Annotated in this window: 21 protein-coding genes; 7 read left to right on the top strand and 14 right to left on the bottom strand. The window is 63.6% G+C overall.

The genetic code is table 11. The features are described 5' to 3' along the window. Positions 1–9 precede the first annotated feature (9 nt). Positions 10–411, bottom strand: coding sequence for a tyrosine-type recombinase/integrase (locus ACGFIB_RS13705; RefSeq protein ID WP_393371622.1), 402 nt, complete (start codon positions 409–411; stop codon positions 10–12). Here ACGFIB_RS13705 and ACGFIB_RS13700 point away from each other — a divergent pair. Together ACGFIB_RS13700 and ACGFIB_RS13695 are read left to right on the top strand one after the other, a co-directional pair. Further along, on the top strand, positions 397–906 hold the full coding sequence (locus ACGFIB_RS13700; RefSeq protein ID WP_393371619.1) for a DUF5919 domain-containing protein: 510 nt from the start codon (positions 397–399) through the stop codon (positions 904–906). The genes ACGFIB_RS13705 and ACGFIB_RS13700 overlap by 15 nt on opposite strands. Further along, on the top strand, positions 903–1706 hold the full coding sequence (locus ACGFIB_RS13695; RefSeq protein ID WP_393371616.1) for an inositol monophosphatase family protein: 804 nt from the start codon (positions 903–905) through the stop codon (positions 1704–1706). Before ACGFIB_RS13700 ends, ACGFIB_RS13695 begins: the two co-directional genes overlap by 4 nt. Before the next feature lie 115 nt (positions 1707–1821). Here ACGFIB_RS13695 and ACGFIB_RS13690 read toward each other — a convergent pair whose 3' ends face one another. Next, positions 1822–2385: a TRADD-N-associated membrane domain-containing protein gene (locus ACGFIB_RS13690; RefSeq protein WP_393371613.1), complete on the bottom strand. Its 564-nt coding sequence runs from the start codon at positions 2383–2385 to the stop codon at positions 1822–1824. 11 nt (positions 2386–2396) lie between these two features. After that, on the bottom strand, positions 2397–2648 hold the full coding sequence (locus ACGFIB_RS13685; protein ID WP_393371610.1) for a hypothetical protein: 252 nt from the start codon (positions 2646–2648) through the stop codon (positions 2397–2399). A 568-nt stretch (positions 2649–3216) separates the two neighbouring features. Here ACGFIB_RS13685 and ACGFIB_RS13680 point away from each other — a divergent pair. Next, positions 3217–3756 carry a winged helix-turn-helix domain-containing protein gene (locus ACGFIB_RS13680; protein WP_357133111.1) on the top strand — a complete coding sequence of 180 codons (540 nt, stop codon included), beginning with the start codon at positions 3217–3219 and terminating at the stop codon, positions 3754–3756. Next, positions 3666–4301, top strand: a complete 636-nt coding sequence (locus tag ACGFIB_RS13675) for a transposase (protein WP_393371607.1) — start codon at positions 3666–3668, stop codon at positions 4299–4301. The genes ACGFIB_RS13680 and ACGFIB_RS13675 overlap by 91 nt, the downstream gene beginning before the upstream one ends. A 100-nt stretch (positions 4302–4401) precedes the next feature. On the opposite strand, the gene ACGFIB_RS13670 is transcribed toward ACGFIB_RS13675, so the two are convergent. From ACGFIB_RS13670 to ACGFIB_RS13650, 5 genes are all read right to left on the bottom strand, one after another. Further along, entirely contained in the window at positions 4402–5220 is an 819-nt protein-coding gene (locus tag ACGFIB_RS13670) for an HNH endonuclease (protein WP_393371605.1), read from the bottom strand. 219 nt (positions 5221–5439) lie between these two features. After that, positions 5440–5871 (bottom strand): plasmid mobilization protein, encoded by a 432-nt coding sequence (locus ACGFIB_RS13665; RefSeq protein ID WP_393371602.1) that lies wholly within the window; start codon positions 5869–5871, stop codon positions 5440–5442. Then, positions 5871–6182 carry a hypothetical protein gene (locus ACGFIB_RS13660; protein WP_393371599.1) on the bottom strand — a complete coding sequence of 104 codons (312 nt, stop codon included), beginning with the start codon at positions 6180–6182 and terminating at the stop codon, positions 5871–5873. Before ACGFIB_RS13660 ends, ACGFIB_RS13665 begins: the two co-directional genes overlap by 1 nt. Positions 6183–6579: 397 nt before the next feature. Continuing rightward, positions 6580–6981, bottom strand: a complete 402-nt coding sequence (locus ACGFIB_RS13655) for a hypothetical protein (protein ID WP_139580601.1) — start codon at positions 6979–6981, stop codon at positions 6580–6582. Beyond that, complete coding sequence (locus tag ACGFIB_RS13650; protein ID WP_393371596.1) at positions 6978–7382, bottom strand: hypothetical protein; 405 nt, start codon at positions 7380–7382, stop codon at positions 6978–6980. The genes ACGFIB_RS13655 and ACGFIB_RS13650 overlap by 4 nt, the downstream gene beginning before the upstream one ends. 244 nt (positions 7383–7626) lie before the next feature. Between ACGFIB_RS13650 and ACGFIB_RS13645 the strand changes: the two genes are divergently transcribed. Next, the gene (locus tag ACGFIB_RS13645; RefSeq protein WP_393371593.1) at positions 7627–8172 is read left to right on the top strand and encodes a hypothetical protein; all 546 of its coding nucleotides are present in this window, start codon (positions 7627–7629) and stop codon (positions 8170–8172) included. A gap of 119 nt (positions 8173–8291) precedes the next feature. Here the strand turns inward: ACGFIB_RS13645 and ACGFIB_RS13640 are convergent, their stop codons facing one another. The 4 genes from ACGFIB_RS13640 to ACGFIB_RS13625 all read right to left on the bottom strand — a co-directional run bounded on the left by ACGFIB_RS13640 (position 8292) and on the right by ACGFIB_RS13625 (position 10005). After that, positions 8292–8585: a site-specific integrase gene (locus ACGFIB_RS13640; RefSeq protein ID WP_393371590.1), complete on the bottom strand. Its 294-nt coding sequence runs from the start codon at positions 8583–8585 to the stop codon at positions 8292–8294. Positions 8586–8591: 6 nt separating this feature from the next. Next, entirely contained in the window at positions 8592–9029 is a 438-nt protein-coding gene (locus ACGFIB_RS13635) for a tyrosine-type recombinase/integrase (RefSeq protein WP_393372769.1), read from the bottom strand. Between the two features lie 168 nt (positions 9030–9197). Then, the gene (locus ACGFIB_RS13630; RefSeq protein ID WP_393371588.1) at positions 9198–9404 is read right to left on the bottom strand and encodes an excisionase family DNA-binding protein; all 207 of its coding nucleotides are present in this window, start codon (positions 9402–9404) and stop codon (positions 9198–9200) included. 13 nt (positions 9405–9417) lie between these two features. Further along, on the bottom strand, positions 9418–10005 hold the full coding sequence (locus ACGFIB_RS13625; protein ID WP_393371585.1) for a replication initiator: 588 nt from the start codon (positions 10003–10005) through the stop codon (positions 9418–9420). A 336-nt stretch (positions 10006–10341) separates the two neighbouring features. Here ACGFIB_RS13625 and ACGFIB_RS13620 point away from each other — a divergent pair, with 336 nt between their 5' ends. Continuing rightward, on the top strand, positions 10342–11076 hold the full coding sequence (locus ACGFIB_RS13620) for a hypothetical protein (RefSeq protein WP_393371583.1): 735 nt from the start codon (positions 10342–10344) through the stop codon (positions 11074–11076). A gap of 252 nt (positions 11077–11328) precedes the next feature. Here ACGFIB_RS13620 and ACGFIB_RS13615 read toward each other — a convergent pair whose 3' ends face one another. Together ACGFIB_RS13615 and ACGFIB_RS13610 are read right to left on the bottom strand one after the other, a co-directional pair. Next, positions 11329–12084, bottom strand: coding sequence for a hypothetical protein (locus tag ACGFIB_RS13615; protein WP_393371580.1), 756 nt, complete (start codon positions 12082–12084; stop codon positions 11329–11331). Between the two features lie 246 nt (positions 12085–12330). Beyond that, positions 12331–12681, bottom strand: coding sequence for a tyrosine-type recombinase/integrase (locus tag ACGFIB_RS13610; RefSeq protein WP_393371577.1), 351 nt, complete (start codon positions 12679–12681; stop codon positions 12331–12333). Positions 12682–12895: 214 nt separating this feature from the next. Here ACGFIB_RS13610 and ACGFIB_RS13605 point away from each other — a divergent pair, with 214 nt between their 5' ends. Further along, a complete protein-coding gene (locus ACGFIB_RS13605; RefSeq protein WP_393371574.1) occupies positions 12896–13393 on the top strand; it encodes a nuclear transport factor 2 family protein in 498 nt (165 codons plus the stop codon). Positions 13394–13648 lie beyond the last annotated feature (255 nt).

Here is a 13648-nt window from a genome sequence, read left to right as displayed (position 1 = left end):
AACGTGCAATTAGCCCACGGGGGCCAGGACGGTCGCTGACCCGTCCTCGTCACCGGCCCTGCTGATGTGCCGGTCGATGGCATCCGTAATCGTCTTGTCGGCACCCCGTACGGCGTGCTGGTAGATCATCGCGGCTCGGACGTTGTCGTGACCCATCCGGGCCATGAGGTCCTTGAGCCCCGCACCCGACTCGGCGGCGAGCATGTTGCCGGTGTGACGCAGATCATGGAAGTGAAGGCCGGAGAGGCCCATCTCTTTGACCACATTCACCCAGCGCGTACGGGTGTTGAAGCCGCTACGCCGCAGCGGGCCGCCCTTGGCACCGGGGAAGAGGAGCGCGCCCGGCTCGTCCTGGACGTAGGTAGCAAGGTGCTCGCGCAGAGCGGGGACGATCGCTTGCGGGATGCCCACGGTCCGCCGTCCGGCCTTGGACTTGGGCTGACCGAGAACCAGTTCACCCGTGGAGCGCTCGACGAAGGCGGCCCGAACGCGCACGGTCCCGGCGTCCACCAGCTCACCCGCCTACTGGAGGGCGGCACCCGCATCCGCTGCCTGTTCCTGGACCCCAAGGGCGAGGCCATCAAGGCCCGCGAGCGCGAAGAGCACTACACCGACGGCACCCTCCAGACGTTGACGGCGCTCAACATCAGCATGCTCACCCGGCTCCGCGACCGGCTCGACCCCGAGGCCGCCCAACGACTGGAAATCCACGTCTACGACGAGACCATCCGCTTCAACATCCTTATCGTGGACGGCTCGACCTGCGTCGTACAGCCCTACCTACCAGCAGCCCGCGGAGTCGACTCACCTACGCTCGTCATCACCGACAACACCGCCGCCGACGGGCTGTTTCCCGTCTTCGACCAGGTCTTCACCTCTATGTGGGAGCGGAGCAAACCCGTATGACCCTTGACGCCCGCGCGCTACTGCCCATAGCTGAGCAGGCCGTCACCATCGCCAGCCACATCATCACAACCAAACTCCCCGGCCTCGTCACCGCCAAAGGCGACCGCGACATGGTCACCGAAGTGGACTACGCCGTCGAGCACGCCGTACGCGACTTCCTATCCCGGGAAACACCAGAGATCGGTTTCCTCGGGGAGGAGGAAGGAATCACCAGTGCCGGCGACGGCCTCATGTGGGCACTCGACCCACTCGACGGCACCGCCAACTTCACCCACGGCATCCCGCTATGCGGCACCTCCCTGGGCCTGATCGACCACGACCGCTCCATCCTCGGCGTAATCGACCTCCCCTTCCTCAGCACCCGCTACGCCGCAGCCGAAACGGCCGGAGCCACCGCCAACGGCCACCCCATCAGCGCGAGCACCACCGACGCCATCGAGGCCGCCATCGTCTCCGTCGGCGACTACGCCGTAGGCAAGGGCGCCGAGGCCAAGAACCGCGTCCGCCTACCGCTCAACTACCAGCTCGCCACCCGGGTACAGCGCGTCCGCATGTTCGGCTCCGCCGCCGTCGATCTGGCGTGGGTCGCCGAGGGCAAGACCGACGCCTGCATCATGCTGTCCAACAACCCCTGGGACACCGCCGCAGGCGTACTCATCGCCCGCGAAGCCGGAGTCATCGTCACCGACATCGACGGCACCCCCCACACCACCAACGCCCGAGCCACCATCGCCGCAGCCCCCAAAATCATCGCAGACCTGGTGGAATTGACTGCTGGAGCCGAGAAGAGTGCAAGCTGACCTGGAGCGTCTTACGCCCACACGCCACAATTCTCTTGGCAGAGAGTTTCACAAGTATATCGTGGCTCGTCGTACGCTTGCCGCTGGAAGGTCATTTTGCTCCACCAGGGATGCATTACGGCTTTTTAGCTGATGCAGAACTGCCATCATCAACCGAGGGCACAGGGAGCGCACGGATCAAAGCCGCCGCACCCCTTGTATCAGCCTTGCCTAGAATCACTGCAACCGCACGCCAACGATGGTCATCGCTAGCGCGCTTTCTCTCTAGCTCATTCAATAACCTAAACTCGTCTGCCATTTTATTGAAAATGCGGAGGAATGTTGTCCGGATATATAAGGTAGCGGCCGCACCGATCCCACTCGCCGCTCCCACTTGAGCCTTCCCCATGAAATCAGATTGCATGGGAACTGCAATAGCGCCGAAGACAATCAACGCAAGCCCAATAAACATGGCAATTTGAGCACACGTGAAGCTTCTACTCGTCAATCGTTCCAGGGTTGCATCGCCTAGGACCCGAGCTTTTCGAGCATTAACGCCTACTTCTTGATCCTCGGCCAGAGTCTCGAAACGAGAATCTATTCCCCTCTGAAGGATAATCGTCTGTTCTATCAATGCAATTCGATCACCCAAATTCTTTAATAGATGCCTCTCCATCGACGGAACGTCGCCACCCGCCATCGTTGGGTCACCTACTTTGCGGCGATTGCGCGGTCGATAAAGTTATCAATGACCGATATCATACTTATCTCTATATCTCCATTCGGCAGCTGCGCAAATGTGCCTAAATTTTTTCCCTCACGAATGGCCTGGGCTATCTTCTTAATAACCTCCTCGGCCAACACGTCGCACTGCTCCCTCGTGAGTTCAGGATAGCGGCGCCTGATGGCATCGAATATTGGCTGGCGACTCAAATCTCCCCTTTCCCGCCTTAACAGAGACACGGTACTCCTTTCAAGTAGACGGACACCTCGACGCCGAGTATGAACGCGGGGAAACAGCTTGTCGAGAGTGAAAACGTGTTCGAAGCGTATGTGACACGAGTGGCTACTAATCGCTCGATGCCTACCCCCGTTTCGGTCGGGAGTTTCGGGTCTGCCGAATTGTTCTTATAAGGATCAAGGCGGCGGCGCGGCACGCCGCCGCACTGCGGCCCATCGCCCGCTCGCCGTCCGGGCATGCGGCCTGGGGGCCGGTCCCGGCCGGCAGCGGCTCGGGCCGACGCCGTAGCGCGTGCCCGCCGCACGCTACAAACGGCCGATCGACAGCCTCGCCGCCAGTTTCTCGCCGTACTCCTGCACCCGCCGGCCCATTGTCCGGGGCAGGCGGAACCCGTCAAGGACGGCTGTGCACGTTGGACAACCGCCTCGCCTGGAAGGTCACCGGCAGATGGAACACGCAAAGCCGTCCTTGACAGAACCCGCCTGGCAGTCCCGGAGTTGGCCGCTACGGAACTTAAATGGGTCTTGTCGGTGAGCTGACGAGGGCTGATCTGGTCTGTATGACCAGGGTGTGCGGTATGCGCAAGGCGGCGGCTTCACCCCCCAGGAGCAGCGGCGCCGCGAGGAGGTACGGCTGCAAGCAGCTGAGATGTTCGCGCAGGGGGTCACGAACGCGGCAGTAGCCCAGACGCTGCGGGTCACCCAGCGGTCGGTGGAGCGGTGGAGGCGCGCCTGGCGCGAGGACGGCACGGCCGGGCTGGCCTCAGCAGGCCCGCACGCGCTACCCCGGCTCAGCCCTGCGCAGTTCGCCCGGCTGGAGGCCGAGCTGGAACGCGGTCCGCTGGCGCACGGGTTCGCCGACCAGCGCTGGACGCTGATGCGGATCAAGACGCTGATCGGCAGGATGTTCCACCTCGGCTACACCGTGCAGGGGGTGTGGTACCTGCTGCGGCGTAACGGCTGGTCGTGCCAGCGGCCCGCCCGGCGGGCGATCGAGCGGGACGAGGCCGCGATCGAGGTGTGGAAGAAGGAGGTCTGGCCGCAGGTGGAAGATCCGCGGCGGCCAACGGCGCCTGGATCTGCTTCGAAGACGAAGCCGGTCAAGGGCTGAGGCCGCCTCGCGCACGAACGTGGGGCCGGCGCGGGCACACCCCCGTCGTACATATCCGCGGGCGCGGCAGTGGGCGGGTGAACATCGCCGCACTGGTCTGCTACAAACCCGGCGAACGCTCCCGGCTCATCTACCGCCTGCACGTCTACCGCGGCCGCAAGGGCGAGCCCAAGACCTTCGGCTGGATGGACTACCGCGACCTGATCCTGTCCGCCCACGCCCAGCTCGCAGCACCGATCGTGCTGGTCTGGGACAACCTCAACCTGCACCTGGTGCCCGGGATGAAGACCTTCGCCGCCGAGCACGCCGACTGGCTCACGATCGTCCAGTTCCCCGCCTACGCCCCCGACCTCAACCCCACCGAAGGCATCTGGTCCCTGCTCAAACGCGGCCCCTTGGCCAACCTCGCCGCCGCCGACCTGCCCCAGCTCGTCCGCGTCATCAAACGCGCCCTGAAGAAGATCCAGTACCGGGCCCACCTCATCGACGGATGCCTCCCACCGACCGGCCTGGCGATAACGACAGGAGTCGACATCACGAATTAAAGATCAGTAGCGGGAGCAGGAAGAGATGCGGCCCAGGATCGTATCCCGCCAACTCACGACGAGAACAGTTGCACGGCCTACGCTCAGATGAGGAGGGGACTCATTCATCCTCTGTAACTGAGCTAACCGTGCCATTCGTAGGCTCCCCGACTTGTAGCCGAACCTGGAAGGGCTCGGGCTCTCGGCATGGCGGCCGGTCGGGATCCACCCTCGATGACCACGAAACAAAAACGCGCCCCGCCAAGAGCACGCCCTCAATCGATTCCTCCTCGGAGTGCGCTAACGCTCTAACGAGCGGGGCAGAAGTCAGCCGCCTCGTCTCATGATGGCGATAGACAGTGAGTCCCCACGCCAAGGGGCTTATCGGTACATCTCGGCGACTGACTGCGTCTCGCGCAGCAAGGAGCTCACGCCGGACCAGATCCCCTGCTTCGCTCTCTAGAAAGCCGAACTGTAGACACGCCGCTAGGTAAGACTGTTTAAGTAGGCCCAGGCGATAGCGGTTCTCATTTGGGGGCGTGACGTGCAATTCCACCTCACCGCCGCGCAGCATGTCGTCCACAGCGGGATCGATCTTTCTTCCGCTGAGAAGGAGAACAAACTCGCCTTCAGGAGTCCACCTAAGCGGCATGGGCCCTGTGTTCCGATACCCCTGGATGCCTGGCGCGCTAAAACGAGTGACCGAGAATACGTTTTCGTACCAGTCCGCCAGGTCTGCCTCCACATAGCTACCTAGGCTGTTGTTGCACCGGGCACAGGTAAGCGTCATCTTCGCCCCACCCATGGCGAGAGGCGGAACGTGTTCTTCCTCTGTAGCAGGATCACCGCATATGGGGCAGGCACCAAGGACACGGCGAGGTATTTCTTCGATCAGCTCGATACGTGCCGAGTCGGACAGCTGAGGCCGCGCGGTTGCCATTCGGAGGACGCTTCCACCAGGAAGGTCCACAGAAATAGCTCTAACTGATCGGCGACTCATATTAAGAGATCGTACTCCCACAGCTGAGAGAATCGGAGCCAATCGTGCCCCTATGTTCCAGAGGCTCGGTCCTGGTCGAAGTCCGCGGGCACTCCACCTGGCGGTGGAAGGCATGCGGGTTGTTGCACGCAACACTGCGGTAGAGCGGTGAGCGGACCTCTACTTGCCGACCTTGATCCTTCTTTTGCTCGCCCGTCGTAGCTTCAGAATCAATTGTCGATTGTGCTGGCCCCTTGGGGTATCGAGTCCAATGCCACTGCGTTGCAGTAGTGCGACAATGTGGCGGACTGAGTCTTGAAGCTGCTGAGTCTCCGCGCCTGACAGGATCGCCGCAGGTGTAGCGGCAGGCGCTGTCGCTGCAGCTTCCAACCCAACCTTGCGCAACCATGCGCTCAGCTTCATGCCCGCTGCCGATGCGGCCTCGCTCAGCACGCTCAGATCGCTTGGGCTGACCCGTACCGATATGACACGATCAAGAACAGCGGGGGTGGACTCTTCGGCTACTTGTTCACGATTGTTGTAAAACCACTCGGCGCGCTCTGCCTCATCCATTGCAGCAATGTCCGCAGCGGTAGGTTCGTTCTGCCTCATCAGAAACCCCTTTTGGGTGTGTCGTATGCGGTGATCGGTCTCGCCATCTCCATCTCGTATGGACCCCAATCACGCTGCAAGGTGACGGGGTAGAGAATAACTACCGTGACTCGCCGGCCAGCGTCGGTGACGCCCACCAGGAGGTAGTGATCAAGGACGGCCTCTCCGTTCCTCCTCGCCTGGCGCACCTCGGGCCCGTTTCGGACAACCTGTTCGATCTCATCATGCGAGACGCCATGCCCCTGCGCGTGGGTGAGGTTCGCCTCGTCCCAATACAGCGGCAATTCGATGATCGGGAGCGACTTCCTCATCCACCACCATCCATGTCATACATCATACCCGTCCAGTGTCATACGAGAACCCCTCAATGCGAACCGGACAGGGAGATGCGCCTTGAGGAGAGCCGGCCCAACTGCACGGCGCCTGTCGCTGGGGATGCAACACTCTCGTCGTGCTCAATTGGTTCGATCTTCAGGTATGCAGGGCTTCGGAGCGCAACCCCTCAGTCCTGCCACCTCGACTCCCGAGAGGCACGACTGCCCGTGATCGATTGCGTGCCAGATGCGTGCCAGAACTGACGGCGATCAGCGGTGAATTGCGGGCACTCACGGTCACTCGACCAGCCCTGACCTGCACCCCTGTTTTCCCAGCTCAGCTTGGCAAGATCAGTAGCCTATTCCCAAGCTGACAGCGCGGGTTCGATTCCCGTCACCCGCTCCACTCTCGCCCCGGGCTCTCCCGAGACGTTGATTTCTCTTCGTCATCACCAATCGGGTCGAGCAGGCCACATGCTCCTTCGATGCCTCCCGAGGAGACCAGGTCTCGGATCGCGGCCGCCATGCCTTCGAACCCGACGCCCCTGATGACGATCAAGTCTGAGCACCAGAAGTACCGGCCATCGAGGCACTCACCAGTACGCGCATCCTTGTCCATGATGTGCTGGATCGCGTCCAGGGTCATGAAGGTCGCATACCGGCGCGAGCCGTCGCGGAAGGTGATTGTCGCGTCTGCCTGGTCAGCAGCGTCCGGCTCGTACCCCTCCCAGGCTGGAATGACCATCTCGAACTCAGGATCCGTAACGCGGTAGAAGGTCCCGTCGAAAGTGATCACCTTGTTGCTCCTCCCGTTGTCGGCCGCGCGGTCTCTGCGACGATGGCGGCCGTGACGTAGAAATCGTCCGGAGCGATCTGCGTCACCGCATCAAGGCGGACTGCCCGCTCGTCCGCAGTGATCATGTGAGCCTCGAAGTGCCGGTAGCTGAGATCCTGCAACCAGATCCGTTCGAGCTCTGCCGCGATCTCCACGGTCGAAGACCCCGGCACAGTCCAGCACGTAGCCGCGATCAGGTTGTTCGTATCGCCGGTACGGCGAACTGATACCTCCGTGATCAATGGCGAGTGCCAGAGGTAAGCATCGAAGTCCTTTGCCATGCCGTCGAGGTCAGCCCCAGAGCTGGGGAACGACTCGTCCATCACCTGCTGCTTCACAGCGGCAAACTCCGAGGGATCCATCCAAGAAGCGTCCCACCTCCACATCCCGACGCGATCACCGTGCAATTAGCGTGCAATTAGACAGGGTGACGAAGGGTCAACCACGGTCACTCATGACCGGTCTCACGCGCAGGTCAGCAGCTCTAGGAGGCGTGATCCATGCAATTCCCAAGCTGACAGTGCGGGTTCGATTCCCGTCACCCGCCTCCACGCACGCATCATGCCCCTCCCTCGCGAGGTGGGCGCTTACGGTTATGGTCAGCACGTGATGCTCTCTGACGCCGAGATCGCGACTCTGCTCGCTCCCGCCGGGCTTCGCTTCATCAGGTGGATGGATCACGAGGAAGTTCGGTTACCTTCACTGCCGCCGGGATACTCCCCTGCAAGCGCGCGCCCCGAGCACGGCCGGTTCGACTCCCATCCCCACGAAGTGGTCGATATCGATGCCCCGGACATGCCTGACAAGGTCAATGCGAGCTGGTTCCGGATGGCGACGGAGTACGAGCTTTTCAACGAAGATCGTGAATTCCTGGTCTGGGTCAACGACGTGGAAAACCATGGAGCAGCCGAGATCGAAAATCGTGGAGCCTGGGCTCTGGTGCAACTCCTCGATGAATGGAATTGGGTCGCAGGCGAGGTAGAGCAGTTCCGCAGCTGGATAGCCAGCACGTTCACGACACGCTTCGTTCCGGAGTTCACGGTGGCGTCCCTGAGCGGACGGACGACGATGAACACCACCGTCTGGGGCGATGGCACTGTCAGCACCATCGCCATATGCCCTTCCGCCAGGTCCGCACAGACCAAGCCCTGATCGTCCGGCCCGCTATCACCCAAGTAGCCGAGGTTTCATGCAACAGATCTGACACAGGTCAGCGACCACCTATCCGATCTACGACGCATGATCTACGCCGCCGGGGCCGGCGGCGAGAGCTACGGCTCCTTGACCACGTCCATCCAGCGCGTACGGGTGTTGAAGCCGCTGCGCCGCAACGGGCCGCCCTTGGCAGCGGGGAAGAGGAGCGCGCCCGGCTCGTCCTGGACGTAGGTAGCAAGGTGCTCGCGCAGCGCGGGGACGATCGCTTGAGGGATGCCCCCGGTCCGCCGTCCGGCCTTGGACTTGGGCTGGCCGAGGACCAGTTCACCCGTGAAGCGCTCGACGAAGGCGGCCCGAACGCGGACTGTCCCGGCGTCCAGGTCGAGGTCACTGCGACGAAGCGCGCTCACCTCACCTCACCCCATCGCAGGCTCGCGAAGGTGGCGAGCAGCACCAGGGCGCGGCAGCGCCTGTCCTGGGTGCAGTCGGCCCGGCCGCGGGCGCTCTTGTGCGTGCTCGTCGCCGGCCCCGCGGATCCGACAGGGGTTGCGCGGGATGATGTGGTCCTCTTCGGCCGCCGTCATCAGCACGGCCCGCAGCAGCCGGTACGCCTCGGCCGCGACGGACACCGAGACGCCGTTGCCGAGCAGGTCGGCCCGCCACTGCCGAATCAACGCGGTTGAGAGCTTGCCGAGCTGGACCCCGCCGAGGTACGGCGTGATGTGCTTCTTGAGCAGCCACGTATAGAGATCGACAGTGCGAGGACGCAGGCAGGGACGCTGGGAGACCCACGTCTCGGCGTAGTCCTTGAGCTTGACCTTGCCGCGATCGGGGTCGGTCCACTCCCCCTTGATGATCTGCGCTTCGACGAGGGACAGCGCCCGCTCGGCGTCACCCTTGCGTTCGTAGGTCTCGGCCCCGGAGGTGCACCTGTCCGTCAGGGCCGGGATAGCGAATCTGGTAGCGCCCGGACGGAAGCTTCCGGATGTTGTCGAAACGGCGGTGACCGTCCTTGTTGGCCATCAGGCCGCCCTCCCGGTGACATCATGGGCCGTCAGGGGCGCGACCGTGCCCGCGACGACGAAGGCGGTCAGTGCGGACTCGGAGATGCGGACGTGACGACCGACCTTCACGAACTCGATGCGCCGTTCGGCCACCAGGCGACGGACGAAGCGAACCGAGGCGTTCAGGCGGGCCGCCGCTTGCTGGACAGTGAGCAGCTGATACAAGGTGTTCCTCCCTTCACGCGGCGGACTGAATTGCCGAAAGATCTCGGCCCTCGGCTTGGGCCTGGAGCTGGTTCATGTGGTTGCGCCAGCGCTGGCGTTCGTGGACCGAGCGCAGGAGGCGCACGCCGATCGGGGCGAGTTCGGGGTCACCGGGTTTGACCGGCCGCCAGATGTAGCGGTGGGGGTCGACCGGCTCGTCAGGCAGGCCGAGGGCTTCCAGGACCCACGTGCGCCGGTCCTGCTTGTGCTCGGTCAGCGTCTTGTTGGACCACTTGCGCGAGACGAGCACGCGGCGGCCCGCGTAACCGAGGTGATCGGGCTTGTGCGCCTTGCCCTTGCACCGGCCGGGAGCAATCCCCGGTTTGGCGCCCTTGGGCTGCACCCCGTAGCGCAGCCAGTTCGGGCAGGTCGGCGAGCACGGCTCAAAGCGGAGCGCGTCGAGCAGCCGTTCGGCGTGCGCCTTGCGGCGGGGATCGTCGGTACCGAGGGCATCGCCGAGAGACTTGGTCAGGTAGTTCGACAGGTACCCGATGAGCTGGTCGGCGTCCGGGGTTCCGGCGAGCACGCCTTTGACGTCCATCTGGTCGCCGAAGCGCAGCATGTGCAGGGGTTCGGCCTCGTCGTCCTAGTCAAGGGCGGCGCTCCGCGCCACCTCGCGGCCCTACGCCCGCTCGGCGGCCGGGCATGCGGCCTGGGGGCCGGTCCCGGCCGCCGGTCAGCTCGGGCCGCCCATAGCGGCACGGCTCCCTAGACTCCAGAAATGACACGCACCACACCCGCTCCACCCATCGACGTCACGGCGAGGTTCCCCGAGCTAGTCAAGTACGCGCGGACTACCGTACGGCTACACCCCCGACCCGGAACACCAGCCGTCAGGGACAGCCACATCGGTGGTCCGCTTCTATGGTCGGCAAGCGAAGCCTGGCCTACCTGCGACGTGCCGATCGTTGGCATCGCGGGTGAACTCAACCAATGGTGCCCGGATTCCCCCATACCGATGGTCGGGGTCGCCCAGTTCTTCAAGCGAGAAATCCCCGAGATCCCCTTCCCCGAGGGCAAAGACCTCCTCCAACTTCTCTGGTGCCCGAACGAGCACCAGCAACAGGACATCTGCGGCCCGGCCATCCAGCTCATCTGGCGACGTACGGCAGACCTCACCGATGCCGCGACCGGACCCGTCGGCCCGGACGTGGCCGCCCTCCGTTTCAACTTGGCAGCCATTGCCGAGGAGGAATATCTCCCTCGCCCCTGTGTTCTGCATCCCGAACGGGTCACCGAATATCCCTACTCGGAGGAACTTCCCGAGGATCTCGAAGCGGCTCTCGATGAATGGGATGAGGAGACTGAGGGCGACTATCAGTACCTGCTTTCCATAGCGCCCGGATGCAAGATCGGCGGATGGGAGTCCTGGCACCTCACCGACATGTACGAGCTGCCCTGCAACGTCTGCGGAACCGAAACCGAACCGCTACTCAAACTTGACAGCTCCGAATGGGACGGCGGCAGCGGCCCGCGGTGGCAGCCCGTGGAAGAACGCCACCTCACCTCGGACGAACCCGAATACCGGGACGCCTACGAGCCCACCGAACTGAATCTCGGCCGATGGGGCGCCCTGACCATCTTCCTCTGCCCGATGTCCTCCGAGCACGGCTTCCGCATGACCATCCAGTGACGAAAGACCACTGCCATTCGCCTCCGCGCGGGGGCGCTCCGGCTCCGGGGTGATCGCCAAGGCTCCGCTCATCGTGGCCGGCCGTAGGTGGCTGAGGTAGGGGCCTGATCACCCCGCCCGCCATCGACCCGGGACAAGCCGAGCAGACCAAGGCCCGCTTCCCCTTCGGGCGGGTCGACGGCAGACGGGGTGATCAGGCAGCGCAGGCGTACGAGGTGAACTGGCTTGCGCGCCGCAGAGGAACGACGACGGTCAGAACATGAGGAGGTCGCGGCGTAGCCCTTCAAGCGTCTGCGGCACGGGAACGTCTAATGGAGTGGCGTCGTAGCCGGGGAAGCCTCCCCAGGCGAGCGAGATCCGCAGGTACTCGACAAGCGTGAGGCCCTCTCGACCGCGAGCACCGATAAGTTTGGGGTCAGCAGATCGGCTAGGAAGAAGGATGTCCTGCTCGCTGCCGCTGACGTTCGCCTTATGAATCTCGTCAGGCGCGAACGTGAAGGAGAAGCCTTGGTGGTGGACGCTGCGCGATTCGCTCCTCTCGAAGTCCTCGGCCCAGTACTCCCAGTCGTTCCAGAGATGACGTCCCGAGGGGAGCACCAGCGGGTCGGGATAAAGGTCCCATTCCTCAAGCGGATCAGCGTGGTAGCTGACCTGTAGTAACACCTCACCTCCGTCGCCGCAAAGATCGACTGCCCCCACAATCTCCAGGCAGGCACGTAGAGCGAGCGGAAGAGAGCCGATCACCTGCTCTGCCCTTTTGACCGCCTCTAGATCATCCGCCGCGGGCAACTGCCGGATTCGACCGGGGAAGGCGAAGGCATAGCCGGCCGCAGTCAACCGCTCCACGATCACATCAACGTTGACCGCCACACGTCGCATGGTCTCTCTTGCGACCTCTTCGGCATCCTCCTGGAGAGCTTCGGGAACACCATCCGGACCGTACGCCCGAAGCTCGTCCCAGACGGCGAAGCACTCGCCCGCGCGATATCTCGCGCTCCATGACGCCATGACCAGCGATGCTAGCCGGGCAATTAGCGGGCCATTAAGCAGGGTGACGAGGGGGCAACCACGGTCACTCATGACCAGTTCCACGCCCAGGTCAGCGCCCGTACGGGCCGTGATCCATGCAATTCCCAAGCTGACAGCGCGGGTTCGATTCCCGTCACCCGCTCCACAAGCGAAAGCCCAGGTCAGGGGGCACATCCCAACCCGGGCCTTGATTGTTTTCGGGGTCATGTCGATCTTCCGTGCCCGTTACGTGCCCGATCCGTCTGGATCTTGCTTATTCAGGGCCTCCTCGGCGAGCTTCCCGAGCGCGTCGGCGATGGCCCGGTCCCGCTCCATCACGGTGTGCTGAAAGATCAGCGCGGCCCAGGTGGTCGAGTGACCCATGCGGTTCATTAGTTCCCGCAGCGTCGGACGCGGCTGGGAGGCGAAGGTGTTGCCGGTATGGCGTAGATCGTGGAAGTGGAAGCCGCTCAGGTTGGCTGCTGTGACCGCCTTGCTCCATGTCCGGGTGAAGTTCGCTCGCCGGAGCTGGGCGCTCTTGGGGCCGACGAAGACCAGGCCCTCGTCTCCCTCCCCCGCATAGGTGTTCAGGTGCATGCGGAGATCAGGCAAGAGGAGTTCGGGCACCGAGACGATGCGCTTGCCTGGCCGCCGGGCCGCCCAGGGCCATTGGCAGGTACCTACAGCCGAGAAGCCGCCGACGGTGCGTGCCGGTGGCGTCCCGAGACCGGTGTAAATGAGGGACCCCGCAGATTTGCCTGGCCCGTTTGCCCGGCCCGCCTTGGGGATCGGGCCGGGTTATGGTGAGCCGGTGACCGAAACTCCCCGCGAAGTCTTTCTGAAACTCGTGCACGGCGTCTGTGAAGAGCGCTGGGCGGACGTGGTGGACCTGTACGCGGAGCAGACCGATGTCTCCCACCCGTTCCACCCGGTGGGGGCGCCGCCGATGCTCTCCCGCGAAGCGTTACGAACCCACTTCGGCGGTGGGCCACAGGCGTACCAAGGCCCGACCCTGCGGCGTCGGCCGACGCGGATCAACGTCCACGAGACCACCGATCCCGAGGTCATTGTGGCCGAGTTCCAGTACGAAGGGATCGTGGTGGAGACCGGCGAACCCTTCACCATCCCGGCCGTTTTCGTCATGCGCGTCAGGGACGGAAAGATCGTCGAATCCCGCGATTACCTGGATCACCTGCGCTCAGCTGCGGCCCGCGGCATGCTCGCCGAGGTCTTGGACGCCATCGGCGACCACCACGCCAAGGGCCCTGTCTCTGACCCATCAGGTCATAACGGCGCCGAGCCTCGTTGACCTCGGTGATGTGCCGTTCGCCCGTTCGCGGACGGCCGCCAGCGGCTGCTCCGTGGTCCGGTCGAGCGGGGGCAGCGCGTATTCGAGGACGTCGATCGCGCAGTGTTGTCGGTCTACCGGAGCACCCAAACATCGGTTGGACTACGTCGCGAGTGCTGGATCTGCTGCCTGACGGCTCCACTGTCGAGGTCACCGATTCAGGTCGCCAACTATGTGGTGGCCCTCCCCTCGTACCGTGGAGACCTGACCTAAGAA

It is taken from the genome of Microbispora bryophytorum (assembly GCF_043197435.1).
Classification (GTDB): domain Bacteria; phylum Actinomycetota; class Actinomycetes; order Streptosporangiales; family Streptosporangiaceae; genus Microbispora; species Microbispora bryophytorum.
This window is presented reverse-complemented; position numbering and strand designations above follow the sequence as displayed.